This is a genomic window from Nonomuraea sp. NPDC050404, from assembly GCF_040655495.1.
GTDB lineage: Bacteria > Actinomycetota > Actinomycetes > Streptosporangiales > Streptosporangiaceae > Nonomuraea.
Genome location: NZ_JBFAKB010000003.1, coordinates 494,968 through 519,814 on the forward strand (window position 1 = coordinate 494,968; position 24,847 = coordinate 519,814).

26 protein-coding genes are annotated in these 24,847 nt (G+C 70.6%); 12 read left to right on the forward strand and 14 right to left on the reverse strand.

Going from position 1 to position 24,847, the window contains the following annotated elements; all coding sequences use genetic code 11:
- Nucleotides 1-30: 30 nt before the first annotated feature.
- The gene (locus AB0I81_RS10775; protein WP_360653456.1) at nucleotides 31-1,086 is read left to right on the forward strand and encodes a methyltransferase domain-containing protein; all 1,056 of its coding nucleotides are present in this window, start codon (nucleotides 31-33) and stop codon (nucleotides 1,084-1,086) included.
- Here the strand turns inward: AB0I81_RS10775 and AB0I81_RS10780 are convergent, their stop codons facing one another.
- Genes AB0I81_RS10780 through AB0I81_RS10800 form a run of 5 tightly spaced genes read right to left on the reverse strand, consistent with a single transcriptional unit; the run spans nucleotide 1,087 to nucleotide 4,801 of the window.
- A complete protein-coding gene (locus AB0I81_RS10780; RefSeq protein WP_360653459.1) occupies nucleotides 1,087-1,686 on the reverse strand; it encodes a hypothetical protein in 600 nt (199 codons plus the stop codon).
- Nucleotides 1,687-1,695: 9 nt separating this feature from the next.
- Nucleotides 1,696-2,370: a tyrosine-protein phosphatase gene (locus tag AB0I81_RS10785; protein WP_360653462.1), complete on the reverse strand. Its 675-nt coding sequence runs from the start codon at nucleotides 2,368-2,370 to the stop codon at nucleotides 1,696-1,698.
- 16 nt (nucleotides 2,371-2,386) lie between these two features.
- Nucleotides 2,387-3,226: a phosphonate ABC transporter, permease protein PhnE gene (gene phnE, locus AB0I81_RS10790; RefSeq protein WP_360653465.1), complete on the reverse strand. Its 840-nt coding sequence runs from the start codon at nucleotides 3,224-3,226 to the stop codon at nucleotides 2,387-2,389.
- The gene (locus AB0I81_RS10795) at nucleotides 3,189-3,929 is read right to left on the reverse strand and encodes a phosphonate ABC transporter ATP-binding protein (protein WP_360653468.1); all 741 of its coding nucleotides are present in this window, start codon (nucleotides 3,927-3,929) and stop codon (nucleotides 3,189-3,191) included. The genes phnE and AB0I81_RS10795 overlap by 38 nt, the downstream gene beginning before the upstream one ends.
- Nucleotides 3,930-3,934: 5 nt before the next feature.
- Nucleotides 3,935-4,801, reverse strand: a complete 867-nt coding sequence (locus tag AB0I81_RS10800) for a phosphate/phosphite/phosphonate ABC transporter substrate-binding protein (RefSeq protein ID WP_360653471.1) — start codon at nucleotides 4,799-4,801, stop codon at nucleotides 3,935-3,937.
- Between the two features lie 143 nt (nucleotides 4,802-4,944).
- Here AB0I81_RS10800 and AB0I81_RS10805 point away from each other — a divergent pair, with 143 nt between their 5' ends.
- Nucleotides 4,945-5,688, forward strand: a complete 744-nt coding sequence (locus AB0I81_RS10805; RefSeq protein WP_360653474.1) for a GntR family transcriptional regulator — start codon at nucleotides 4,945-4,947, stop codon at nucleotides 5,686-5,688.
- A gap of 13 nt (nucleotides 5,689-5,701) precedes the next feature.
- The gene (locus tag AB0I81_RS10810) at nucleotides 5,702-6,427 is read left to right on the forward strand and encodes a MerR family transcriptional regulator (protein ID WP_360653477.1); all 726 of its coding nucleotides are present in this window, start codon (nucleotides 5,702-5,704) and stop codon (nucleotides 6,425-6,427) included.
- On the opposite strand, the gene AB0I81_RS10815 is transcribed toward AB0I81_RS10810, so the two are convergent.
- The 3 genes from AB0I81_RS10815 to AB0I81_RS10825 form a co-directional block, all read right to left on the reverse strand.
- Nucleotides 6,391-7,308 carry a type II CAAX endopeptidase family protein gene (locus AB0I81_RS10815; RefSeq protein WP_360653480.1) on the reverse strand — a complete coding sequence of 306 codons (918 nt, stop codon included), beginning with the start codon at nucleotides 7,306-7,308 and terminating at the stop codon, nucleotides 6,391-6,393. The two genes, AB0I81_RS10810 and AB0I81_RS10815, sit on opposite strands and share 37 nt — an antisense overlap.
- 144 nt (nucleotides 7,309-7,452) lie before the next feature.
- On the reverse strand, nucleotides 7,453-8,295 hold the full coding sequence (locus AB0I81_RS10820) for an aminoglycoside phosphotransferase family protein (RefSeq protein ID WP_360653483.1): 843 nt from the start codon (nucleotides 8,293-8,295) through the stop codon (nucleotides 7,453-7,455).
- Nucleotides 8,296-8,300: 5 nt separating this feature from the next.
- Nucleotides 8,301-8,750, reverse strand: coding sequence for a DUF1801 domain-containing protein (locus AB0I81_RS10825; RefSeq protein ID WP_360653484.1), 450 nt, complete (start codon nucleotides 8,748-8,750; stop codon nucleotides 8,301-8,303).
- A gap of 220 nt (nucleotides 8,751-8,970) precedes the next feature.
- Here AB0I81_RS10825 and AB0I81_RS10830 point away from each other — a divergent pair, with 220 nt between their 5' ends.
- Complete coding sequence (locus AB0I81_RS10830; protein ID WP_360653487.1) at nucleotides 8,971-9,732, forward strand: hypothetical protein; 762 nt, start codon at nucleotides 8,971-8,973, stop codon at nucleotides 9,730-9,732.
- Nucleotides 9,733-9,789: 57 nt separating this feature from the next.
- On the opposite strand, the gene AB0I81_RS10835 is transcribed toward AB0I81_RS10830, so the two are convergent.
- Both AB0I81_RS10835 and AB0I81_RS10840 read right to left on the reverse strand, forming a co-directional pair.
- Nucleotides 9,790-10,560 (reverse strand): sensor histidine kinase, encoded by a 771-nt coding sequence (locus tag AB0I81_RS10835; RefSeq protein WP_360653490.1) that lies wholly within the window; start codon nucleotides 10,558-10,560, stop codon nucleotides 9,790-9,792.
- A gap of 53 nt (nucleotides 10,561-10,613) precedes the next feature.
- Nucleotides 10,614-11,270, reverse strand: coding sequence for a response regulator transcription factor (locus AB0I81_RS10840; protein ID WP_360653915.1), 657 nt, complete (start codon nucleotides 11,268-11,270; stop codon nucleotides 10,614-10,616).
- A gap of 158 nt (nucleotides 11,271-11,428) precedes the next feature.
- On the opposite strand from AB0I81_RS10840, the gene AB0I81_RS10845 reads away from it, so the two are divergent.
- Together AB0I81_RS10845 and AB0I81_RS10850 are read left to right on the forward strand one after the other, a co-directional pair.
- Nucleotides 11,429-12,211: an SAM-dependent methyltransferase gene (locus AB0I81_RS10845; protein ID WP_360653493.1), complete on the forward strand. Its 783-nt coding sequence runs from the start codon at nucleotides 11,429-11,431 to the stop codon at nucleotides 12,209-12,211.
- Nucleotides 12,212-12,228: 17 nt separating this feature from the next.
- On the forward strand, nucleotides 12,229-12,939 hold the full coding sequence (locus AB0I81_RS10850; RefSeq protein WP_360653496.1) for a helix-turn-helix domain-containing protein: 711 nt from the start codon (nucleotides 12,229-12,231) through the stop codon (nucleotides 12,937-12,939).
- Here AB0I81_RS10850 and AB0I81_RS10855 read toward each other — a convergent pair.
- From AB0I81_RS10855 to AB0I81_RS10865, 3 genes are all read right to left on the reverse strand, one after another.
- Nucleotides 12,921-13,499, reverse strand: coding sequence for a dihydrofolate reductase family protein (locus AB0I81_RS10855; protein WP_360653499.1), 579 nt, complete (start codon nucleotides 13,497-13,499; stop codon nucleotides 12,921-12,923). The two genes, AB0I81_RS10850 and AB0I81_RS10855, sit on opposite strands and share 19 nt — an antisense overlap.
- Nucleotides 13,500-13,626: 127 nt before the next feature.
- Nucleotides 13,627-15,444: an endonuclease/exonuclease/phosphatase family protein gene (locus tag AB0I81_RS10860; protein ID WP_360653502.1), complete on the reverse strand. Its 1,818-nt coding sequence runs from the start codon at nucleotides 15,442-15,444 to the stop codon at nucleotides 13,627-13,629.
- A 47-nt stretch (nucleotides 15,445-15,491) separates the two neighbouring features.
- Entirely contained in the window at nucleotides 15,492-16,658 is a 1,167-nt protein-coding gene (locus AB0I81_RS10865) for an ROK family transcriptional regulator (protein ID WP_360653505.1), read from the reverse strand.
- A gap of 154 nt (nucleotides 16,659-16,812) precedes the next feature.
- Between AB0I81_RS10865 and AB0I81_RS10870 the strand changes: the two genes are divergently transcribed.
- The 6 genes from AB0I81_RS10870 (at nucleotide 16,813) to AB0I81_RS10895 (ending at nucleotide 23,345) form a co-directional block, all read left to right on the forward strand.
- The gene (locus AB0I81_RS10870) at nucleotides 16,813-18,051 is read left to right on the forward strand and encodes a Gfo/Idh/MocA family oxidoreductase (RefSeq protein ID WP_360653918.1); all 1,239 of its coding nucleotides are present in this window, start codon (nucleotides 16,813-16,815) and stop codon (nucleotides 18,049-18,051) included.
- Nucleotides 18,048-19,715 carry a beta-N-acetylhexosaminidase gene (locus AB0I81_RS10875; RefSeq protein ID WP_360653508.1) on the forward strand — a complete coding sequence of 556 codons (1,668 nt, stop codon included), beginning with the start codon at nucleotides 18,048-18,050 and terminating at the stop codon, nucleotides 19,713-19,715. The genes AB0I81_RS10870 and AB0I81_RS10875 overlap by 4 nt, the downstream gene beginning before the upstream one ends.
- Nucleotides 19,716-19,738: 23 nt before the next feature.
- Nucleotides 19,739-20,983, forward strand: coding sequence for a sugar ABC transporter substrate-binding protein (locus tag AB0I81_RS10880; protein WP_360653511.1), 1,245 nt, complete (start codon nucleotides 19,739-19,741; stop codon nucleotides 20,981-20,983).
- A gap of 3 nt (nucleotides 20,984-20,986) precedes the next feature.
- Nucleotides 20,987-21,865 (forward strand): sugar ABC transporter permease, encoded by an 879-nt coding sequence (locus tag AB0I81_RS10885; RefSeq protein WP_360653513.1) that lies wholly within the window; start codon nucleotides 20,987-20,989, stop codon nucleotides 21,863-21,865.
- Nucleotides 21,858-22,721 carry a carbohydrate ABC transporter permease gene (locus AB0I81_RS10890; RefSeq protein WP_360653515.1) on the forward strand — a complete coding sequence of 288 codons (864 nt, stop codon included), beginning with the start codon at nucleotides 21,858-21,860 and terminating at the stop codon, nucleotides 22,719-22,721. The genes AB0I81_RS10885 and AB0I81_RS10890 overlap by 8 nt, the downstream gene beginning before the upstream one ends.
- Before the next feature lie 204 nt (nucleotides 22,722-22,925).
- Complete coding sequence (locus AB0I81_RS10895; RefSeq protein ID WP_360653518.1) at nucleotides 22,926-23,345, forward strand: ATP-binding protein; 420 nt, start codon at nucleotides 22,926-22,928, stop codon at nucleotides 23,343-23,345.
- 236 nt (nucleotides 23,346-23,581) lie between these two features.
- Here AB0I81_RS10895 and AB0I81_RS10900 read toward each other — a convergent pair whose 3' ends face one another.
- On the reverse strand, nucleotides 23,582-24,832 hold the full coding sequence (locus AB0I81_RS10900; RefSeq protein ID WP_360653521.1) for a deoxyribodipyrimidine photo-lyase: 1,251 nt from the start codon (nucleotides 24,830-24,832) through the stop codon (nucleotides 23,582-23,584).
- Nucleotides 24,833-24,847 lie beyond the last annotated feature (15 nt).

Consider the following 24,847-nt stretch of genomic DNA (forward strand, 5'->3'; position numbering starts at 1 on the left):
AGAACTTCGCTCTGGAGGGGATGGCCGATCATGGCTGTGGACGAGAACAAGCTCATGGACTTCCTGCACCTGGTCGTCGGCGACCTCGGCGCCGCGATGGCGGCGGGCAGCGTCGTGATCGGCGACCGGCTCGGCTTCTACCGGGCGCTGGCCGACAAGCCGCTGCTGCCCAGGGAACTCGCGGAGAGCACCGGCACGCACCAGCGTTACGTTGAGGAGTGGCTGAACGGCCAGGCCGCGGGCGGCTACGTGGTCTACGACCAGGCGGAGGGCACCTACCGGCTCACCGAGGAGCAGGCGTTCGCGCTCACCGACCCGGACGGCCCCGTGTTCCTGCCCGGCTGCTTCGAGATGGCGCTGGGGGCGCTGCGGGCCGAGCCGAGGATCGAGGAGGCGTTCCGCACGGGCGAGGGCGTCGGCTGGCACGAGCACCACACGGAGGTGTTCAGCGGCTGCGAGCGTTTCTTCCGGCCCGGATACACCGCCAACCTGATCGACACGTGGCTGCCGGCCCTGGACGGCGTGGTGGACAAGCTGGACGCGGGGGCCAGGGTCGCCGACGTGGGCTGCGGGCACGGCGCCTCCACGTTGCTGATGGCCCGCGCCCATCCCAAGGCCAGGTTCACCGGCTTCGACTACCACGCGGGCTCGATCGAGCAGGCGTGGACGCGGGCGGCCAGGGCCGAGGTGAGCGACCGGGTCGCGTTCGAGGTGTCCTCCGCGCAGAGCTTCGCCGGCGGGCCGTACGACCTGGTCACCACGTTCGACTGCCTGCACGACATGGGCGACCCGCTGGGCGCCGCCCGCCACGTCCTGGACTCGCTGGCCCCCGACGGCACGTGGATGATCGTCGAGCCGAACGCGAGCGACTCCCTGGCCGGCAACCTCAACCCGATCGGGCGGGCGTTCTACTCCTTCTCGACCTTCCTGTGCGTGCCGAACGCGCTGTCCCAGTCCGGCGGGTACGCGCTCGGCGCGCAGGCGGGCGAGGGCCAGATCAGGGCGCTGGCCACGGAGGCGGGGTTCACCCGCTTCCGCAGGATCGCCGAGAACCCCTTCAACCTCGTCTACGAGGCCCGCCCCTGATCACGGCCAGTAGTCGGTCGAGCGCTCGCTCGCGGCGGCGATGGCCGCGCCGTCGATCTCGGTGATGCTCAGCTCGATGCCGCCCATGGGCCATTCGACGGCCAGCTCGAACGGCTCCTGCGGCGGCAGCGGCCACAACCACAGCCGGATGCCCGAGCTGAGTGAACCGGTGCGGAGGCCGTCGCCGGAGGCCATCGCGTACAACATCGGCTCCGTCGAGCCCGGCTCCCGCCGGTCGATGGTGGTCAGCTTCGTGCCGTCGCGGTAGCGCACGCCCCACCGCAGCAGCCGGTCCGGCAGTGGCTCGCCGGCGCGCATCCTGAAGTGCGGCGCGTTGTACATGTGCGTCATCATCAGGTCGAGGAAGTCGCCCGCGGGGAGGTCGCCCTGCCGGACGGTCAGCTCCACCTCGAACGCGCACCCCGTCTTGTAGGCCCGGATCAGCGGCAGGTGGAGCACGACGTTGCCGCTGCGGCCCAGCAGGCGGTCGGTGAGCAGGATCGTGCCCCGCTCCGTGAACGGCGGGCCCATCCACGGAGGCAGCGCGGGGGTGATTCTGGGGGAGGGTACTTCTTCAGTCTCTACCGACTCGAAGAACATGACCTCATGCTAGGTCGCCTTCGCGAACGCCGTGCGTAGCGCGGCCAGGTCCGCGTCGGTCAGCCCGTGGGAGGTCAGCAGCTCGCGCACGTCGCCCAGCTCCGCCAGGAACGCCTGCATGGCCTCGGCGGGCGCCCGCATGAGGATCTCCGGGATGCCGGTGAGCATGGGGACCTGTCCCGAGCTCTCCCAGCTCTTCATGAGCGCGGGCATGGCCGCCTCGGTCAGGGCGTAGTCCTCGGTGATCGGCTCCGCGGCCACGCCCAGCAGGGTCAGCACGACGGCGATGACCACGCCGGTCCTGTCCTTGCCCGCCGCGCAGTGCACCAGCGCGGGCCCCTCCGACAGCAGGCGGACGATGTTGACCAGGTCGGGGGCCGACTCCCTGGCCATGCGGGCGTACATGAGGCCGACGTCCGCCGGGCCGGTGATCTCGGTCAGCGACTCGGAGGAGGTGGTGCCGGGGCCGAAGGGGATGCTGTGCACGCGTACACCGTCGGGCAGCGCGGGCCACGGCACGGCGCTCTGCTCGGGGGCCGAGCGCAGGTCGATGATGGTGCGCAGGCCGAGTTCCGCGGCGAGTTCCGCCGCCTGGGCCTCGGCGAGGCCGGAGGGCTGGGCGGAGCGGTAGAGCGGCGCGCCGGCCAGGTGGCCGACGTTGCGCAGGTTGATCAACACATCCATGATTTCTCCCAATATTTCAGGACAAGCGGGCGCGCAAGAAGGCGCTGAGCCGGTCGATGGCGGTGACCAGCACGACGATGCAGACGATGATCGCCAGCAGGTGGCCGAAGTCGTACAGGCGCATGGCGAGGGTGAGTTCGAGCCCGATGCCGCCCGCCCCGACCAGCCCGAGGATCGTGGCGTGCCGCACGTTGCCCTCCCACAACATCAGCGTGTACGAGGTGATCATGGGCATGGCCTGCGGCAACATGGCGAAGACCACGGTCTGGGCCCGCCCGGCGCCCACGGCGCGCATGGCCTCGACGGGACCGGGATCGATGGACTCGATGGCCTCGGCGAAGATCTTGGCCATGGTGCCGATCACGCCGATGGCCAGGGCGAGGATGCCGGCGAACGGCCCCAGCCCCACGGCCGTCACGAACATCAGCGCGAAGACCAGCTCGGGGATCGAGCGCAGCACGTTCAGCACGAAGCGGCTGGCCAGGTAGACGGGCCTGGGCGCGATGTTGCGCGCGGCGGTGAAGCTCAGCAGCAGCGAGGCCACCGCGCCGAGCAGGGTGCCGATGATGGCCATCTGCAACGTCTCGACCAGCAGCGCCACGATCTTGCCGAGCTTGGCGAAGTCCGGCGGCCACAGGCGGCCCAGGAACTCGGCGATGTCGGGTACGCCGCCGAGCAGCGCGCCGAAGCTGAACTGCGCGCCCTGGGCCGACCACACCACCGCCGCGACCGCCACGACCAGCGCGACGAACGTGCCGATCGACGGGCGACGCAGCGGCGAGGCCAGGCCGCGCAGGCCGTCGGGCAGTTCCTTGAGCTCAGGCGGCGGCGGGACCGTATTCGTCGGCGTAGCCATAGGTCTTGAACACCTCCTGTTCGGTGAAGCCCTCGACGGAGCCGTCGTAGACCACGCGCCCGTCGGCGACCGCGACGATCCGGTGCGCGAAGCGGCGGGCCAGCGCCACCACGTGGATGCTGCAGAGCACGGGGATGCCCTCCTGCTCGGCCAGCGCCTTCAACTCGCCCAGCACGCCCGCGGCCAGCTTGGGGTCCAGGCTGGCCACCGGCTCGTCGGCGAGCACCAGCACCGGGTGCTGCATCAGCGCGCGGGCGATGGCGACCCGCTGCTGCTGGCCGCCGCTGAGCGTGCGCGCCCGCGCCCGCGCCTTGCCTTCCAGCCCGAACCTGGTCAGCAGGTGCAGGGCCTCCGTCCTGAGCTCCCTGGGGAAGACGTGCAGGAGGCTCGCGAAGGCGGAGGTCCTGGCCAGCGCGCCGGTCAGGATGTTGGTGAGCACCGAGGAGCGGCCGACCAGGTTGTGGTTCTGGAAGACGAACCCGATCCTGCCGCGCAGCCCGGCGGCGGTGTACGGGTCCTCGCCGGCCACCCTGACCTCGCCGGAGGTGGGCCTCTGCAGGCCGTTCAGGCAGCGCAGCAGCGTCGACTTGCCGGAACCGCTGGGACCGACCAGGCAGACGAACTCGCCCGGCGCCACGTCCAGGTCGATGCCGTCCACCGCGCGTACGTCGCCGAAGCTGACCCGCAGATCGCATACGGACACCGCGGTCATCGGATGCTCTCCAGCTTGATGCCGAGATCGGTGACGACCTTCTTCGCGGCGGCCACCGTGGCGGCGTCGGGCTTGGCCGGTGCCGCCCCCAGCGTCTTGAGCACCGCGGGGTCGCTCGGCCAGACGGTCGGCAGCTTGTCCTGGATGGCCTTCTTGACGGCCGGGTCCAGCTCCTTGCGTGCCACGATCGTGGCGCCCATCACCACGGGACCCGTCTCGGCGAGCACCCGTACCTTGGAGCCGTCGATCACGCCCTTTTCGAGCATGGTGTGGTACATGATGTAGTTCATCGCGCCCGCGTCGATCTTGCCGGAGTTCACGGCGGCGCCGACCGCGTCGTGGCTGCCCGCGTAGTTGGGCTTGTAGTCGCGTTCGACCTCCAGCCCCGCCTCCTTCAGCTTCTGCCTGGGCATCAGGTTCCCGGTGGCGGATGCCGGGTCGACCAGCGTGATCGTCTTGCCCTTGAGCTGCGCCAGCTCGGTGATCCCGCTGTCCTTCGGCGTCACGATCACGGAGGCCGGATCCGTGCCGCCCTTGCTCGCCAGCAGCAGTTCGATGGGCGCCGTCTCCATGCCGATCACGGTGGCGAACGGGCTGAACAACGCCGCGTCCACGTGCCCGCCGCGCATGGCCTCGACCACGCCCAGGTAGTCGGCGGTGCGCTTCACCTCGACCTCCCGGCCCGTCGCGTCGGCGAACAACTTCCGCAACGTGTCGGACAACAACAACTGCTCCGGGCTGTCCTCACCGGGCGGCAGGCCGATGGTGAGCTTGGCCGGTCCCGCACCTCCTTCGCCCGACCCGCAGGCGGTGAGCAGCGCGCCCATCAGGACGACGGCCGCCACCTTGCGCAGCAACCCCATGATCACTCCCAAGTCATCTACACCAATAGACGACCCGCAGTCTTCATTCGCGTTCTGAACTGGCCAGATGAAAAACGTGAACGAGCAACTAATAGTCGGCGACAACGGTACGAGGCGATCACGCGGGGCCATAGGCTGGTCACATGGTGAGCCGGCACGCGACCAGCCCTCTCTACCGTCAGGTCGCCGAGGAACTGCAGAACCGCATCGACGGCGGCACGTACCGCCGGGGCGACCGCCTGCCGAGCGAGAACGACCTGAGCGCCGAGTTCGCCGTCAACCGCCTGACCGTCCGGCGGGCCATCGGCGAGCTGGTGCGGATCGGGGTGTTGCGGGTCAGACAGGGCGCGGGCACGTTCATCGCGCCGCCCATGATGCGCTTCGAGGTCTCCATGGACAACCCCCGGCAGTTGTCCACCGCCGCGGGCATCAAGGAGGCCGTTGACGTGCTCGGCCGCGACGTGCACGAGACCCTGCTGTCGGCCGCGCCGCACGAGGACGCCGACGCCCGCGAGGCACTCGGCCTCAGGCGCGCCGGGCTGCTGCGGGTGGAGACCCTGCTCATGGTGGACTCAGAACGCTGGCTGGTCAGCAGCTCCTACCTGGAGGCCAGGCGCTTCCCACGGCTGGCCGCGCGCTGGGCCGGGCACGGCAGCCTGTACGACGTGCTGCGCGAGGAGTACGGCACCGGTCTGGTCTACTCCTGGCGCGCCTTCACCGCCGTCGCGGCCGACCCCGGCGACGCCGCCGTCCTCGACGTGCCCCCGGGCAGCCCGCTCATGGTCCGCGAAGGGCTGAGCGTGGACACCGAGGGCCGCCCCACCGTGTTCGTACGACGCCGCTGCCGCGGCGACCGGGTCAAATTCGTGTTCCGCTACCCCGACTGAGAAGATGCCTGCCGTGGGTGGTTCCAGGCTGCGCACGGTCGATCTGGCCCGCCTGGCAGGCGTCTCGACCCAGCAGATCCGCAACTACGTCGACGCGGGCATCCTGCCGCCCGTCGTGCGCACCGACACCGGCTACCGGACGTTCGAGGCGCGCCACCGCGCCGCGCTGCTCACCTACCGGGCGCTGCTCAAGGGCTACGGGGCGCAGGCCGCCCGCTCGATCATGCAGGCGGTCCACGAGGGCGATCGCGACCGGGCGCTCGCCCTCGTGGACGCCTGTCACGCCGCCATGCACGAGCAGCGCGGCTCCCTGCGGACCACCGCCGAGACGCTCGACGCCATCGCCGGGCAACTCGCCGACGCCCCCGCCGCGCCGCGCTCCGGCCTGCGCATCGGAGAGCTCGCGGCTCATCTCGGCGTACGTACCTCGGCGCTGCGGGTGTGGGAGGACGCGGGCCTGCTGAACCCGGGGCGCGAGCCCGGCACTGGGTACCGCTTCTACGGCCCTTCCGACGTACACGAGGCCCGCGTGGTCCACGTGCTGCGGCAGGGACGCCATCCGCTGCCGCAGATCAGGACCATCCTCGACGGCCTGCGCCGCACCGGCGACACCGGCGCGTTGCGCGCCGCCGTGGCCGAGCGCCTGACCGGGCTGACCCGCACGGGCGAGGCCATGCTGTACGCCGCCGGCCACCTGCACGACTACCTCTCCTCCGGCGAACCCGCCTCGGGACGGTAGCCCAGGCGGCCCCGGGTTGCCAGGAGCACCAGCAGGGCCGCCGTGGTGCCGGCGAGCAGGGTGACCTGGGAAGCCTTGTCGGAGGTGGCGATCGACGGGAACATGTCCGAGTAGGCGACCGACATGAAGTTGTTGACGCTGACGTGCAGCAGCATCACCAGCGGCAGGCTCTGGTTGGTGCGGTTGAACACCCAGGTGACGACCACGCTGAAGACGCAGCAGAAGGCGAAGAACTCGCCGATCCGCAGCCAGGTGACGTCCGGCCACCCGCCCCAAGCGCTCAGGAACAGTGGCAGGTGCCACAGGCCCCACAGCGGGCCGAGGATGACGGTGGCCCGCAGCGGGCCGTACTTGCGCTGCATGCGGGCCAGGGCGAAGTCCCGCCAGCCGGGCTCCTCCGCCAGCCCCGTCGTGACCATCTGCAGCAGCAGGGCGGGCACGTAGGCCGCCAGTACGGCGGTGGGCGGCATGTGGATCTGTCCGTCGGTCACCGCGAGGGCGGTGACGATGATGGCGGCGGGCACGCCGAGTGCGGTCACCAGGTACCAGACCCAGCTCACCCGCCACTTGGTCATCCGCCCGACCCACCGGCGGAGCCCCTGCCTGCCTTCCGTGACCGCGGTCACCAGGAACGCGGCGAAGATGGGGCCGAGATAGGCGCCGGGCAGGACGCCGAGGAGTTGTGAGGCGGCGGGTCCACCGGGGAAGGTGAAGTCCCACACGCCCAGGCCGGTCGCCGACAGCACGTACGGCAACCAGGCGACCCAGCTCAGCAGGTTGGCCAGGACGAAAAAAGTGAGCAGGGGACGGCGGCGGATGAAGCCCCGTAGGCCGGTCTGATCCCGATACGGCTCGGCGTCCCGCCGGCTGTCGACTGCCATTTCCTTCTCCTCTGGAGGGCGCTTGACTGACGGGGATCAGCTCATCAGCCACGGGCCCTCCCGGTCTTTCCCGCCTGCGACCCAATGGAGGTACAGCCTGGGGTACCGAAGCAGGGGTCGCGAGGGCCGTTCAAGCGCAGGTGCTCAAAGGTTTGCGCGGGTCGCAGGCGTCCGCTCCAGCCAGTCGACGATGCTGCGGACGAATCCTTCGACGTTCACCAGCGGACGGCCGTCAAGCACCCCGACGAGATGCCCGACGCCGAACGGGGCGTCGTAGGCGCGGGCGCGCCGGTAGGTCGCGGGGTCCACGGCCTTCCTGACCGTGTCCCAGCCGTGCCAGGACATCAGGGCCGCGTCGATGGCGGGATCGAACAGATGGGCCTGATCCCAGTCCAGGACGCCGACCAGCTCGCCGTCCTCGCCCCAGTGCACGTTGCCGCCGCACAGATCGCCGTGCACCAGCGCATCCGGTACGGCCTCCAGCGTCCTCGCCGCCTCCAGCCGCGCCCGGCACACCTCCCGCCACTTGTCCGGCAGGTGCGGAACCACCTGCCCGGCCAGCAGTTCGGCCCAGCCCCGCTCCCTTGGGGCGTGGAGCAGTCGCCGCAGGCGGGGGGTGATGGTGACCTCCCGTACCGCGCGCAGCAGTTTTCCGATCCGGTCCGGGTCGCCCCGGCCTTCCGGCTGCTCCCGGCCGCCGACCCAGGAGACGGCGACCGCCGCACGCGGCCCGAACCACGTCACGGGGGTGAGCGGCTCCGGCACCGCGAAGGGCAGCCCGGCGTCGGCGACCTCCCGCAACACCGCCATGCGGCGCGGCATCTCCCGCGCCGACGACGGGCGCCTGCTCACCCGCACCGCCGCCGTCCCCGGGATGAGCACCACGTGGTGCAGGTTGCCCCCGGTGATCCGGGCGGTGTCCAGGTCGTGGCCGGGCAGGAGCGCGTCGGCGATCTCCAGCAGTTCGTGTTGTGACGGCTCGCTCAACCCGTTCAGCTCGCCGCTCGCTTGATGAGCTCGGCGATCTGCGCCTCGACCTCGTCGGTCAGCTCGGTCAGGGCGAAGGAGGTCGGCCACATGGTGCCGTCGTCCAGGTTCGCGGCCTCGTCGAAGCCGAGCGTGGCGTACCTGGCCTTGAACTTGTACGCGCCCTGGAAGTAGCAGACGACCTTGCCGTCCCTGGCGTACGCGGGCTGCCCGTACCAGAGCTTCGGCATGAGCTCGGGCCCGTTGGCCGTGATGATGGCGTGCAGCCGCTCGCCCATGACCCGATCCTGCTCCGGCATCTCGGCGATCTTCGCGAGCACGTCCTTCTCCCCGTCGGCCTTGGACGCGTTCCGGCGCGCGGCCTTCTTCAGCTCCTGGGCGTGCTCCTTCATCGCGGCGCGTTCCTCGTCCGAGAACCCCTCGAACTTGTTGTCGGTGCTCTTCTTGGTCGCCATGATGAGGTCCCTTCTGGTGTGTGGTTCTCATGCTAGGAAGGCGCCGAGCAGATGGCTTCTCCAAAACTGATCGGTCTCCGGCGGTTGGCGCGGACCCTGAAGCGGGGCGGTGTTTCAGGGTTAACCCTCTGGGAGCGGGTCCACGTGGCGGCGAGGATGGTCGGAGCCTCTTGTCGATCAGCTTCTTGGAGTTGTTGTGCGACTCAGGACCGTTGTGACCGTGACCGCCGTGTTCGCCTCCCTGTCCGTGCTCGCGCCCGCCGCGCACGCGAGCCCTGCCCCGCCCGATCCCGCTCCCGGCGGGCCGCAGCGCCCGTACGAGCCGGACGTCGAGGGCACGAGGAACCTCGACTCGTTGTCCGTGACCGCGACCCGCGGCGCCGGCCGGAGCGTGACCCTGGCCTTCGATCGGCGCAGCCGGGCCGAGACGGGCCAGGTTCCCGCCGCGGCCCGGCGGTTCGTGTTCCTCTTCGACCGCTCGGTGAGCTTCAACCCCGGCGCCTTTCCCACCTGCGCCCGTAGCGTGATCGAGAAGCGCGGGGTCGAAGCCTGCCCCGAGGGCTCGCGCATCGGCGGCGGGCAGGGGCAGACCGCGGACGGGCAGACCCAGGACGTGTACGCCATCAACACCAGGCTCGGACGGAACCCCGGGGTGCTCGTCGTGATCCCGGACACCGGTGCGATCCTGGAGCAGACGCTGGAACGGGTCTCGGATCCCTACCGCCGGGACTACCGGTGGACGTGGGACGAGATCGTGCCCGCCTCGTCCACGCCGCCGCAGGACCGCGCGGGCACCACGCGCTTCCAGCTCTCCTTCGGCGCGACCCGCGAGCACAAGGGCCGTACGGTCGGCTTCGCCGAGACGACGGCCAAGCCGGGGGACAAGCTGGCTTTCGGCCTGTGGAGCGAGTTCGTGACCGGCGAGGTCGTCCTGCCCACCGACCGCACCCCGCTCCTGACCGGCCAGGAAGGCAGCCGATGAGCGGGGCCACCTCCAGGTAAGACCATGGCCGATCCCGTTGACCGCCGAGGGGGCCGGTCAACGGGATCCGGCGGGCACTCGGGCGGGCAGGACCGCTGTCATCCGGGTGCCCTGCCCTGGCGGACTTTCCACCACGAACCGGCCGCCAAGCGCGGCGACCCGATCGGCCAGCCCGCGCAGGCCGTGCCCGCCGGGATCGGCGCCGCCCACCCCGTCGTCGCTGACCGAAAGGCGTACCTCATCACCTGTGTCCTCGAACGCGACGACGACCTCGCTCGCACGGGCATGCTTCGTGGCGTTCGCGATGGCCTCGGAGACGACGAAGTACAGGTTCTCCTCCACGCGCGGCGGCAGCCGGCGGGCGGGAAGACCGCTCAGCACGACCGGCAGCGCGGCGCGTTCGGCCAGCGAGCGCAGCGCCGGGCCGAGCCCCGAGGCGACCAGGACGGCGGGATAGGCGCCGCGGGCCAGCTCACGCAGCTCGCCGAGCGCCGCGTTCAGCTCGCTCATCGCCCGCTCCAGAGCCGCGCTCGCCTCCGGCGGCCCGGTGAAGCGGGCACGGGCGAGGCTCAGCGACAGGCCGAGGTTGACCAGGCGCTGCTGGGCCCCGTCGTGCAGGTCGCGCTCGACGCTGCGGCGCCCGGCGTCCATGGCCTCGATGGCCCTGCTCCGCGCGTACCGGATCTCGCGGTGCAGCCGCGCGTTCTCGGCGGCCAGCGCGCGCATGCGGCGCAGCCGGTCGCGGGCCGTCCAGACCAGCCACACCACGAACACGGGCGACAACATGACGGCGGCCGCCACGATGCCGTTCATGGTCCAGAGTTCCACGCCATGATCAGTACCAACGACCACCGCAAGAAGGTGTAAAGGCCGGGAAGGCGTCAGCGGCGCAGATATGCCAGGACCGCGAGGACCCGGCGGTTGTCGTCCTCCGTGAGGGCCAGGTCGAGCCGGTCGAAGATGTTGCGTACATGCGCCTCGACCGTCTTGACGGTGACGCTCATCGCCTTGGCGATGGCCGCGTTGGTACGTCCCTCGGCCATCAGGCCGAGCACCTCGCGCTCCCGGCCGGTCAGCTCGCCGAGAGGATCTCTGGTACGCCGCCGCCGCAGCAGCCGGTCCACCACGGAGGGGTCGAGGACCAGGCCGCCCGCCCCGACGCGCCGGACGCCGCTCTCCAGGTCGCCCAGCCGGATGACCCGGTCCTTGAGCAGGTAGCCCGCGCCGCCTCCGCCGTGCGCCGCGACCTCCTCGAAGAGCTGGGCGGCGTAGTGCGTCTCGACGTACTGCGACAGGATGAGCACCCCCAGCCCGGGGTGCGCGGCGCGCAGTTCCCGAGCCACGGCCAGACCCTCCGCGGTGTACGTGGGCGGCATCCGGACATCGACCACGACCACGTCGGGCGGGTCCTCCCTGACCAGGCCGGCCAGCCGGGCGGCGTCGCCGGCCTGACCCGTGACCTCGAATCCGCGCTCGGTGAGCAGCCGTGCGAGCCCCTCGCGAAACAGCAGAGAGTCGTCGGCGACCATCACCCGCATCCGCACCGGCCTTCCGTGAGCTGATCGATCATTGTCGACCCTACGGTCACGAAGGCTGCCCCGCGTGGCCGCAGATAAGGCCGCAACGGACGATCTTCACCAAGTACGCTCTCCCTGACATCACCCCCCTCACCAGTCACCTCGGGAAGGCGCCACCGATGACCGACCGCCCGCTCGACACCAGCATTCCGAGCCCCGCCCGCATCTACGACCTGTGGCTCGGCGGCAAGGACAACTACGAGATCGACCGCGTCGTGAGTGAGCAGATCCTCGCGGCCGTGCCCGAGTTGCCGGTGCTGGCGCGTACGAACAGGGAGTTCCTCGGCCGCGCGGTGCGTTACATGGCCGGCGAGGTCGGCATCCGCCAGTTCCTCGACATCGGCACCGGCATCCCCACGGCGAACAACACCCACCAGGTCGCCCAGTCGGTGGCCCCGGAGAGCCGCGTCGTGTACGTCGACAATGACCCCATGGTCCTGGCGCACGCGCGGGCGTTGTTGCGCAGCGCGCCCGAGGGCACGACCGCGTTCGTGGACGCCGACCTGCGCGACCCCGGCACCATCCTCGCCGAGGCCCGCGACCTGCTCGACTTCTCCGAGCCGATCGGCCTGACCCTGCTCGGCGTCATCGACTTCCTGCCCGACACCGACAAGGCCCGCTCGACCGTCCGGCACCTGCTGTCGGCCATGGCCCCCGGCAGCCACCTGGCCATCTCCCACGGCCTGGTGGGCAAACAACTCGAAGAGGGCGTACGGCAGTGGAACGAGAGCGGCGGCGCCCCGATGACCCTGCGCACGCTGGAGGAGGTCACCGGCTTCTTCGACGGTCTCGAACTCCTTGAGCCGGGTGTGGTGGCGCTGCCGCGCTGGCGGCCCGTACCCGAGACCCTGTACGCCGACCACGAGGCCGTCTACTACGCGGGCGTCGGCCGCAAGCCCTGAGGCCGTATTCTCCCCACATGGCACTGCTGTTCGAGACGCGTGCGTCCGACTCGCCCTGGATCGACACCGTGTGGACCTGTACGAGCGAGCACGTCACGGAGATGACCTCCGTAGCGGCGGTGTCCTGGGGTCTGGTGTTCTCAGAGCACGAAGGCAGGTCGTACGCGAGCGTCACCGGCCCCGAGACCGGCACCGGCACCGCCCCGGTACCGGAGGGCGCGACCTTCGTCGGCATCGAGTTCGCCCTGGGCACCTCGTTACGGGCCGTAAGCACCCCGGCCCTGGTCGATGGGGGCGTGCAACTCCCCGACGCCACGCGCGCGACCTTCCGGCTGGACGGCGCCCGCTACGACTCTCCCGGCCCCGACGACGTCGAGGCCCTGGTCCACCGCCTGGTGCGGGCGGGCGCCATCATCCACGACCCACTCGTCACCGACCTGCGCCGAGGCCACCACGCCTTCGTCTCGGACCGAACCGTCGAACGCCGGTTCCGCGCGGCGACCGGCCTCACCCAGAGCGCCGTACGCCAGATCGAACGCGCCCGCGAAGCCGCCACGCTCCTGTCCACCGGGGTTCCGGCCATCGGCGTCGTCTCCAAGCTCGGCTACTTCGACGAACCCCACCTGGCCCGCGCACTGCGCCGCTACATCGGCCGTACGGCACAACAACTGCGCGAGGTCAGCGGCGGCGCGATCGCCCTGGCCCTGGATCAGCGCACGACATCGTAGATCATCTTCACGATCCCGTTCGCATAGGCTTCGCTCTCCCTGAGCCGCAACGCCTGCTGGTCCATGTCCGCCCTGCTGAACACGCTCTTCCCGGCTCCGAGCAGCACGGGGAAGACGAGCAGGTTGTACCGGTCGACCAGCCCCGCCTCCGCCAGCCGCCGGGTGAGCTCCGCACTGCCATGGATGAAGATCGCCCCACCTTCACCCTTCTTCAGCTCGACCACATCCTCGGTCGACCGCAGGATCCTCGTCGGCCCCCACCCCTCAACCAGGGCGTCCTCGGCCAGCGTCGACGAGACCACGTACTTGGGCAGGTCCTTGTACGCCGCGTGATCCTCCGAATCCCGCCAGACCGGCGCGAACGCCTCGTAACTCCGCCGCCCGAACAACAGCGCCGTCGTGTCCTCCAGTTCCTCCCCCTTGAGCGAGAACGCCTCAGGCAGGAACTCGACGCTCTTGAACACCCACCCACCACTGCGATGCCCCTCATTGGGCCCACCACCCGGGGAGTCCACAACGCCGTCGAGCGAAACGAATCCGGTGTAAACCACATCCCGCATGTGCTGCTCTCCTCGTAGTCGTGGTCTCGCTGACCGCGCCCATGCTACGAACAGACCCCTACGACTGTCTTGTACGGAAACGACAACCTCAGGGTGCGGAAGGTCGCTCTCGCCATGGCCGCGCAGGTCACTGACGGATCTCGTACGGGATGATCTCCGCGAGCGCGGAGGCCCCGCCCATGCCGTAATCCACCCGCAGCCGCACGAATCTGGCCGAAACACCCCTCAGGTCCACGTCGTTCGGCGCCGTCATACGTGGCCACTCGACCCGCTCGACGTCCCTGAACGTCGTGCCGTCGTCACTCACCTGCACCACGCCCTTCAGTACGGTGCCGTTCATGTCGTAGCGCAGCTTGGGCTGGAACCGCACCGCGGACAGTTCCCTGACCCGCCCGAGGTCGACCGTGACGAAGTGCGGCTGGGGCACGATCTCGGGGTAGTCGGAGTGGTAGTCGGTCGTGAGGTCACCGTCGACCACCCGGGAGGGGTCGCCTGCGCCGGGCTTGAAGGTGGTCGCCGTCGCGCTGAGCTCGGCGGGCGGGACCGGGGTGCCGGCCGGGGTGGTGGGCCAGACGCCGGGGGCGTGCTCGGGCTCGTCGGCGACGATCGGCCGGTCGGGGCCCGTTCCCCTGCCGCGGATCACCACGTCGGTGATGACCGCGCTGTGGTCGGAGTAGAACGGGTAGGTCTGGTCGAGGGCGCTGCCCTGGTGGCTGGGCAGGCGGCGGTCGTCCGTGCGCGAGCCGAGCACGCCGACGTCCCTGCCCCGCGTGAACACGTAGTCGATGCGGGCCGGCGCGGAGCGGTAGCCGCTCATCGGGCTCCAGGTACGGCCGGGGTGGCGCCCGGCGTCGGCGTTGGCGTACCGGAAGGTGTCGACGAAGCCGGCATCGGCGAACATCTTGGTCAACGGCCACGGCAGCACCAGGCCCGCGTGTCCGCGCGCGTCCTTGAACTGCTCGGTCCAGTCCAGGTACGGCCAGGCGTTGAGGTCTCCGCCCATGAGGACGGGGGCGTCGTCGTCGCCGATGAAGGACGGCAGCGCCTTGTCCAGGATGGCCCTGCCCATGGCGACGCGACGGAAGCGGTCGTCGTCGAGGAGTTGTTCGTCGGTCTTCGTCCGGGGCTGCCCGTAGAGGTTCTGCACGGCCGCCTCGTGGACGTCCCAGTTGGCGGAGATCTCGTGCCAGGTCCACATGCTGAAGGCGTGCACGTGCTTGCCGTTCGGCAGGCCGAGCCGGGCGCCGCCTAGGTTGAAGGAGGTGATGTCGGCGTCGGCGTAGCGCGGATAGACCTTCTCGACCTTGAGCTTCGTGTACAGCCACAGGTTGTCGCCGTTGACGCTGTTGTCCTCCGGATGGGTGAGCCGCACCCCGGAGAACCGCTTGCCCACCGGCCGCCCGGCGTTCAGCCCGTCGAGGATCTTCTGGCCGGAACCGTACCCCTCGACCACGAACAGGACGTCCGGATCGACCTCGTTGAGGTACTCGATCATCTGCCTGAGGTTCTCACCCGTCTTCTCCTGGCCGTTGATCGTGCCGCCGACGTAGAGGTTCCACGACATCAGCCGCAGCGGTGTGCCCGCGAATCCGTCCGGCATCGAGGTCACCTGGGCCTTGACGCTCACCTTCCGCTCGGGCAGCACGAAGGGACGGCTGCGCGCGTGCCCGTCCCGGCTGCGGATGGTGTCCCGCGCCCATACCTGCTCCCCGCTGCGCACGGTGATGGCGAACTCCTGCACGTGGCGCGGACGCGGCTTGGCGGTCGCGACCACCGTGCAGGTGCTGCCCGGCCGGTCGCCGTCGCAGTCCAGCCGGTACGCGGCAGGTCGGGGAACGGGATAGGCGATGGGATTGGGGGCGGGATCGGCGGCGGCGGGGACCGGGGCCAGTAACCCGGCCAGCGCCAGGGCGGCGGCGGCCAACGGAGGAACTGATCGACGCATGGGCGGATCCTTCGGGGAGGGGGTGTGCGTGCGTTCCCGGAACGGCGTCAGGCGAGTCGCCGGGGCGCGGCGGGCCGGGAGATCGAGCCGTCGGGTGAGAAGAACTGCTCGTCCACGTGGTCCAGGGCCAGGCAGGCCGCGCCGAGTGCGACGCATTCCTCGCCGAGCGCCGAGGGCCGGATATCGGGGACGCGCAGGCAGTGGGGTTCGAGGGCGCGGTGCAGGGCGGGCAGCAGGACGTCGGCGGAGCGGGAGAAGCCGCCGCCCAGGACGACCAGTTCGGGGTCCAGAGTCAGGACCATGGCGGCGGTGCCGAGCGCGAGATGCTGGGCGTAGGTGTCGAGGGCGGCCAGGGCGCCGGGGTCGCCGGCGCGGGCGGCCGCGAAGACGAGCCCGGCGGCGTCCTCGGACGGGGCGCCCCGGGCGGCGGGGGAGTCCTCCAGGCGGGCGGCCATGGTGCGCCAGCCGGTCATCTCCATGAGGCCGACCTCGCCGGTGGCTCCGCTGAAGCCGTGGTGCAGGCGGCCGTTGAGGACGAGTGCCGCGCCGGGCCGGCGGCCGGCGTGCAGGTAGACGAGGTCGCGGACGCCGGCCGCGACACCCAGTCGTTGTTCGGCGAGGGCGGCGAGCTTGCTGTCGTTCTCGACGGTGATCGGGCAGGCCAGCCGCTGCCCGAGATGGCCGATGAGATCGACCCCGGGCCAGTCGGGCAGGTCGTTGACCCGGGTGACCAGGCCCTCCCGGTTGACGACGCCGATGGTGCCGATGGCGACGCCCCACAGGTCGGCCGCGCTCAGACCGGAGGCGACGAGCGCGGCGTCGACGGCCCGCCACACGGCCTCCAGCCGCTCGGGCCGGGCCGTGTGCCGGTCCACCGCGACCCGGCCGCTGGAAAGGGTACGCCCGGCCAGGTCCGTGATCACCGCGAGGACCTTGTGGACCCCTATGTCGATGCCCAGCACGTGCCCGGCGTCGGCGCGGAAGCGGTAGCGCTTGGCGGGCCGGCCCATGCCGCCCACCGTGGGCTCGACCTCGGCGATCCAGCCGCGTTCCCGCAGATCGGTGACGACGTCGATGACGGAATTGCGCGACAGCCCGGTCCGCGCGGCCAGCTCGGTCAGCGTCAGCGGATCGGTCGTCTCACGCAGGGCGCGCAGGCTGCTGAGCGAGTTCAGCTGGCGCAGCCGCTGAAGGTCCCCACCGCTGACCTGCACAGGCTTGTCCTCCCACTAATGACGGTCTCCAGATTATGTCGGCCCCGAAAGACTCCCGCCAGCTGGATCATGCGACAAGGGAGGTATTGACGGCAAGACCCAGTTCATGACTATCTATGGACTCCGCAATAAATGGGAGAGTCGGGCATTGACAGTGACCATCGCGGTCGTCGGGGCGGGAGCCCGCGGCCAGATCTACGCCAGGGCGGCCGCCGCCGATGGCCGGGCGCGGATCGTCGCCGTGGCGGAGCCCGACCGGGCCAGGCGGGACAGGCTGGCCGCCGAGCACGGCGTACCGGAACGGGCGCGCTTCGCGGGATGGGCCGAGCTGGCCGCCGTGCCGAGGCTGGCCGACGCCGTGGTCATCGCCACCCAGGACCGCCTGCACGTCGAGCCGGCCGTGGCCTTCGCCGGGCTCGGCTACGCCATCCTGCTGGAGAAGCCCATGGCGCCCGCCGAGCCTGAGGCACGCAGGATCGCCGAGGCCGTCGAGCGCGCCGGGGTGATCTTCGCTGTGGGGCACGTCCTGCGCTACACCGCCTACACCAGGGCGTTCAAGGAGCTGGTTGACAGCGGCCGGCTGGGCGCGATCTCCAGCGTCCAGCACCTGGAACCGGTGGGCTGGTGGCACATGGCCCACTCCTTCGTCCGCGGCCACTGGCGCAACGCGAGCGAGTCCGGCCCGATGTTGCTCACCAAGTCCTGCCACGACATCGACTGGCTGCTCCACCTCATCGGGGAACGGCCGGTCGGCGTGGCCTCCTTCGGCTCGCTGACCCACTTCCGGCCGGAGAACCGGCCGCCGGGCGCGGGCAGCCGTTGCACGAGTTGCGCGGTCGAGCCCACCTGCCCGTACTCCGCCCGGCGCCTCTACCTGGACTGTCTGGGCGACCCCGACCGCGAGTTCTGGCCGCTCGGCGCGGTGACCTCCGACGCCACGACGGACGGTGTCATCCGCGCCCTGGAAGACGGCCCGTACGGCCGCTGCGTCTACGACTGCGACAACGACGTGGTGGATCAGCAGGTGGTGATGCTGGAGTTCGCGGGCGGCGCGACCGCGTCGTTCACGATGACCGCCTTCACCCCGCTGGAACACCGCAAGACCAGGGTCTTCGGCACCCATGGCTTCGCCGAGGGCGACGGCCGGGTCATCAGGGTCGTCGACTTCGTGACCGCCGCCGAGGAGCGCATCGACACCGGGACCCGCGCCGGAGCGTCGCTGGCCGACGGCCACGGCGGCGGCGACGCGGGCCTCATCGCGGCCTTCGTCGACGCCGTGGCCGCGGGGGACCAGGCGCCGCTCGGAGCCGGCGCGGCCGACGCACTGGCCGGGCATCTCGTGGTGTGGGCCGCCGAGCGCGCCCGCGAGACCCGGACGGTGCAGCCCCTGTGACGACGATCCCGGCGCCCGCCCGCCTCATCCCAGCGTCCGCCCGCGTCATTCCGGCGCCCGCCCGCCTCATTCCAGCGCCCGCCCGCCTCGACCCGGTGCAAGGGTGCTTCACCTTTACCGGCGCGACGCCTCTGACCGCCGACCCCGCGCTGGCCAGGGCCGCGGCATGGCTGCGGGAGAGCCTCACTCCGGCGACCGGCCTGCCGTTGCCCGAGGGCCCCGGCGGGGTCGAGCTCCGGATGGCCGAAGGGCTCGGGCCGGAGGAGTACCGGCTCACGGCCACCGAGGAGTCGGTGCTGATCGAGGCCGCGACCCCGGCCGGCGCCTTCTACGGGGCCCAGACCCTGCGCCAACTCCTCGACCCGGCCGCGTTCCGCGCCGGTCGCACCGGGAACAGGACGTGGAGCGTCCCCGCGGTCACGATCTCCGACGCGCCCCGGTACGGCTGGCGCGGCTGTCTCATCGACGTGGCCCGCCACTTCCTGCCCAAGCACGACCTGCTGCGTTACATCGACCTGCTCGCCGCCCACAAGCTCAACGTCCTGCACCTGCACCTGACCGACGACCAGGGCTGGCGACTGGAGATCAGGAAGTACCCGAAGCTGACCGAGGCCGGCTCCTGGCGCCGCGAGTCACCGCTGGGCGCCAGGCGGCACCGCCGCTTCGACGGCCGCCCGCACGGCGGCCATTACAGCCAGGACGACATCAGGGAGATCGTCTCCTACGCCGCCGACCGGTTCGTCACCATCGTCCCGGAGATCGACCTGCCCGGCCACACGCAGGCCGCCATCGCCGCCTATCCGGAGCTCGGCAACCTGGGCACCCCGCTGGACGTGCGTACCGAATGGGGCATCAGCGAGAACGTGCTCAACGTCGCCGACGCGACGATCGCCTTCTTCACCGACGTCCTGGAGGAGGTGCTGGAACTCTTTCCCGGCCAGTACGTCTGCGTCGGCGGCGACGAGGTCCCCAAGACCCAGTGGAACGAGAGTGTCCCCGCCAAGGAACGCATCCGCGAGCTGGGCCTGCGTGACGCCGACGAACTGCAGACCTGGTTCATGCGGCACTTCACCGACTTCCTGCTCGCCCGCGGGCGCACTCCGCTCGGCTGGGACGAGCTCATGGAAGGCGGCCTCCCGCCCGGGATCACCGTGGCCTCCTGGCGCGGGACCACGTGCACGGCGCTGGCCGCGCGGGCCGGTCACGACGTGATCGTCTCGCCCTTCGCCGAGACCTATCTGGACTTCCGCCAGGCCGAGAGCGAGCAGGAGCCGGTGCCCATCGGCAGCGTGACCTCCCTGAGCGCGGTGCACGCCTTCGACCCGATCCCCGCCGGCCTCACCGAACCGGAGCGGAGCCGGATCCTCGGCGCCCAGGCGGCACTGTGGACCGAACACATCGACTCGCCCCGGCTGCTCGACTACATGGCCTTCCCCCGCCTGTCCGCCTTCGCCGAGGCGGTGTGGAGCGGCGAGCGCGACTTCGAGGACTTCCTCGCCCGGCTCGCCGTACACGAGAAGCGGCTCGACGCGCTGGGTGTGGAGTATCGCCCGGCCGCCGGCCCGCACCCCTGGCAGCAACGCCCCGACGCCCCCGGCCACCCCAGGACCAGGGCTGAGATCGACGGCCAGCTCGCCACCTGGACCGCGAACCTGCGGTCCTAAGTCACCCCCACCTGGAGAAACCCGTGCGTTTTCGCCTCCCCCTGGCCGGGCTGCTCGGCCTCGCCGTCCTCGCGGCGGGCTGCGGCTCGTCCGGCGCGCCCGCCGCCGACGGCAAGGTCACCATCAGTTACGCCATCTGGGACAAGAACGACCAGCCCGCCAGCGAGAAGATCATCGCGGCCTTCCAGCAGGCCAACCCCAAGGTCACGGTCAAGCTGGAGATCACCCCGTGGGAGCAGTACTGGACCAAGCTCCAGACCGCCGCGTCCGGCGGCGCCGCCCCCGACGTCTTCTGGATGAACAGCCTCAACGTCCGCATGTACGCCAAGGGCGGCGTCATCGCACCGATCGACGACTCGCAGGCGCGGGGGCTGCCGGAGGCGGTCGTCGAGGGCTACCGCCATGACGGCAAGCTGTACGGGCTGCCGCACAACGTGAGCATCCCGGCGCTCTGGTACGACAAGAAGATCTTCGACGCGGCCGGCGTCAAGTACCCCACCGCCGACTGGACCTGGGACGACGTCAAAGCCGCCGCCAAGAAGCTGACCGACCCGGCCAAGAAGCAGTTCGGCATCCTCGCCCCGATGTGGGACCAGGGCGGCTTCTACAACACGATGATCCAGGCCGGCGGCCACGTGCTCTCGCCCGACGGCAAGAAGAGCGGCTTCGACGACCCCGCCTCCATCCAGGGCCTGGAGTTCTGGACCGGCCTGATCAAGGACCAGGTCGCACCCGTCGCGGAGGTCTACACCGACACCGACCCCCTCCAGCTGTTCCAGTCCGGCAAGTACGGCATGTACTACGGCGGCGTCTGGTTCGCCTCCACCTACTGGGCCAATCCCGAGATCCGCGAGCGGATCGACGTCGCTCCGCTGCCCAAGGGCCCCGCGCGGGAGGCCGTCATCCTGCTCGGCCTGGCCAACGCCGTCTCGGCCAAGAGCGAGCACCCACGCGAGTCGGCCGCCTTCGCCGCGTTCGTCTCCTCGGAGCAGGCGCAGAAGATCCTCAGCGACAGCGGTGGCGGCGCGCTCTCGGTCCGCCCAGGCACGCAGGACGGCTGGTTCAAGTCCTTCCCCTCCTGGCGGCTGAAGGAGACCTACGACGCCTCGATGCCGCACGGCGTGCCGTACCCGGCGACGCTGAACACCGCGCAGTGGCAGGAGGTGCAGCACAAGCTGCTCGCCGACGCCTGGGCGGGCAGGCGGCCGGTGGCCGAGGTCGCCAAGGAGATCGCGGCGCAGATGAACGAGATCCTGGCCAAGGAGTAACGGATGCACTCCAAGCGCGAGTGGGCGTGGGGTTACCTGCTCATCGCCCCGATGGCGCTGGGGCTGGCCGTCTTCTACCTGTGGCCCATCGCCCAGACCCTCTACCTCAGCTTCACCGAGTCGGGCGTCTTCGGCGGCTACACCTGGGTGGGGACGGCCAACTTCACCGAACTGCTCGGCGACGAGGAGGTGCTCGGCGCGCTGGGCAACACCCTGCTCTACGCGGTGCTGGTGCTGGCGGGCGTGCCCCTGTCGATCGTCGTCGCGGCCCTGCTGAACGTGCCGGGGCTGCGCGGCCTGAGCGTCTACCGCGCCCTGTACTTCCTGCCGGTCGTCACCATGCCCGCCGCGGTGGGCCTGACGTGGCGCTATCTGTTCAACGGCGACTTCGGCGCGATCAACTACCTGCTGGGCCGGGTGGGGATCGACGGGCCGTACTGGGTGGGCGATCCCGATTTCGCCATCTACGCGATCGCGATCGTCGGCATCTGGAGCACGATCGGCTACAACGCCGTGCTGTTCCTGGCGGGGCTTCAGGGCATTCCGCGCCCCTACTACGAGGCGGCCTCGATCGACGGCGCGGGGCGGGTGCGGCAGTTCTTCCGCATCACGCTGCCGCTGCTCACGCCGACCACGTTCTTCGTCATCGTGATCACGATGATCAACGCGTTGCAGGTCTTCGACCTGGTCTACCTCATGATCGATCTGAAGAGTCCGGCGCTGAGCGGCAGCCGTACGATCGTCTACCTCTTCTTCGAGAAGGGCTTCGTACAGAACCAGCGCGGCCTCGCCGCGGCGATCGCCGTCCTGCTGCTCGGGCTGATCCTCGTGCTCACCGCGATCCAGTTCAGGCTGCAGAAGAAGTGGGTGCACTATGAATAGGACCAGAACTTGGCCGGCGAACAGCCCCAGAACCTGGTCGGCGAATAGGCCCAGAACCTGGCCGGCCCACGTGCTGCTGGCCGCGGGCGCGCTGGTGATGCTCGCGCCCTTCGCCTGGCAGGTGGTGGTCGCGCTGCAGACCCTGCCCGACTCGCTGCGGGTGCCGCCGAAGTTCACGCCCTCCTGGCAGTGGTCGAACTTCGCCGACGTCTTCCGCTCCGTGCCGCTGGCCAGGCAGTTCCTCAACACCGTCGTGGTCACCGCCGCCGTCACCGCCGGGCAGTTGCTGCTGTGCTCGCTGGCCGCGTACGCCTTCGCCCGGCTGCGTTTCCCCGGCCGGGGCGCAATCTTCCTGCTGTTCCTGGCCGTGCTCATGGTTCCCGGCGAGCTGTTCATCATTCCGCGGTACGAGATCATGCAGGGGCTCGGCTGGCTCAACACGTTGCAGGCGCTGATCGCGCCGGGCGTCTTCGGGGCCTTCGGCACGTTCCTGCTCCGGCAGTTCTTCCTCACCCTGCCCAAGGAGCTCGACGAGGCCGCGCGCCTGGACGGTGCCAACCCGCTGCAGGTCTACTGGCACATCATGTTGCCGCTGGTCAGGCCCGGTCTGCTGGCGCTGGGACTGCTGACCGTCATGTGGTCGTGGAGCAGCCTGCTGTGGCCGCTGGTGGTCAACACCGACCCCGAGATGATGACGCTGTCGGCCGGCCTCGCCTCGCTCCGCGGACAGTTCCAGACCAACTTCCCGATCCTGTTCGCCGGCTCGGTCGTGGCCTCACTGCCCGTGATCGCCCTCTTCATCGTCCTGCAACGGCACCTCATCGCCGGCATCGCCTTCACCGGCTCCAAGGGCTGACCGCCTCGGCCGAACCGTACGTAGGCGCGCAAGGCCCATCAGCACGCCGGCAACCCGCAAGCCCTCCCGGCGGCGGAGCCGGGTTCTCGGATGACATGCCCGGGTGTCCGCATCGCCGCAGGTCACCGGCCACGCATGCGTACCACTCCGTCGGTGGGGCAGGGAAAATATCAATGGATCCGCTGATGAAAAGGGGCGATCGACGTGTTGCCGGGTTTCCGGCTGGAGTGGCCGATCACGGACTCACTGGTCGAACTGCGGGCGGGTGTGCGGGCGTTCGGCGCGGGCGCCGAGTTGGACGACAGACGGCTGATGGATCTGGTCATCGTGGCGAGCGAGGGCGCCGGCAGGGTGCTGGAGCAGGGCGGAGGCGGCGCAGTGGTCGCCTGGAGCGACGCCGGTGGGGTGAGCCTGGAGATCGTGGACGTTTCCGGCATGCTGGCCGTCCCGTACAGGACCGTCCATGCCAGTCCGGTCCCGCTCGACAGGCAGGGCATCGGCTTCTGGCTGATGCACCGGTTGTGTGACGAGGTCAGCCTTGATGAGGGCGACGGCACCGCGCGGTTGCACCTGCGCTTCCGGCATCGGGCCCGGCAGGCCGGCGAGCAGCTCGTACGAGCGTGAGAGCCAGAGGCAGAGCGCGCCTACGCCTCGGCGGTACGGGGACGCCCTCCGGCGGGCTCGGCGGTGGCCGAAGAGGCGGGATCTGCACGGCGGACAGCGGTACGCGATCGGTGACGCGGTCCGTCAGGTGGGCGAGGCGGCAGTCGTAACGGCGCTCCTCCGAGTCCGCCGTCATGATCGCGTCGGCCGTGTGTCCATGTCCATGGCCTGCCCGGGTGGCGGACGCCGGACGATGGTCAGATTATCGGCCGGGGGTAGTCGCCGGGCGGCGCGGGAAGCCGCCATGGTTGATGGATGTGGGTGGTGGGCAGGTCGGCGAGTTCGGGCACGTGGCGGCGTACGTACTCGCCCGCCGGATCGAACCGCTTGGCCTGGCGGAGCGGGTTGAAGGCGCGGTTGGGCCGGGTGTCGTTGCCGGTGCCGGCGACCCACTGCCAGTTGCCCGAGTTGTTGGCCACGTCGCCGTCGAGCAGGTGGTCGAAGAAGTGCCGGGCGCCGGCCCGCCAGTCGATCTTGAGGAGTTTGACCAGGTAGGCGGCGACGATGAGGCGGGCCCGGTTGTGCATCCAGCCCTCGGTGAGGAGTTGGCGCATGCCGGCATCGACGATGGGCAGCCCGGTCATGCCCGCGCGCCAGGCCTGGAGCGCGGTCTCGTCGTCGCGCCAGCGGTGGCCGCGGGGCCGGTAGTCGGTCCGGTTGATCGCCGGGAAGGCGTGCGTGACCTGGTGGTAGAAGTCGCGCCAGCACAGTTGCCGGACGAAGTCCTGGCCGCCGGCGGCCAGGAGGGCCAGCTCCAGCGGGGACAGGCAGCCGAACCGCAGGTACGGGCTCAGGCGCGAGGTGTGGTCACCGGCCAGGTCGTCATGACCGTCGGCGTAGCCCGGCAGCGCGCGGTGGATCCACTGCCGGGCACGGTCGCGGGCGGCGCTCTCGCCGCCGGGCATGGGTTCCGGCCGGGCCGGGGTCGGCAGCCGCCCCGCGGCGAGGTCCGGCGGCGTCGGCACGTGGCGGGGCGGCGCGAGCACGGAACGGCGCTCGTGCCGGCTCCAGGCGCGCCAGTACGGCGTGAAGACCCGGTAGTGGTCGCCGCCGCCGGACGGTTTGAGCGTGCCGGGCGGCACCACCGTGGCCCCGGGGAAGAGTTGGTAGGCGATCCGTTCCCGGGACAGCCGCTGCTGCCTGCGCCCGGCCAGCAGGGTGACGTCGGCGCTGGCGAAGATCGCCTCGGCTCCGGTTCGGCAGGCCAGCCTCATGGCCTCGGTCACCACGTCGCCGCGCCGTACGAACAACTCGCCGTCACGCGCCCGCAGATTGGCGCGCAGGTCGGCCAGGCACTGCAGCAGGAAGCCACGGCGGCGGCCGGCGGGGACCGTCTCGTCCAGCACGAACAGCGGGATCACGGCGCGGGCGCGCTCACAGGCGGACGCCAGCGCCGGGTGATCGTGCACCCGCAGGTCCCTGTTGAACAGGACGATCACCGTATCCATCAACGGTTCCTTCGC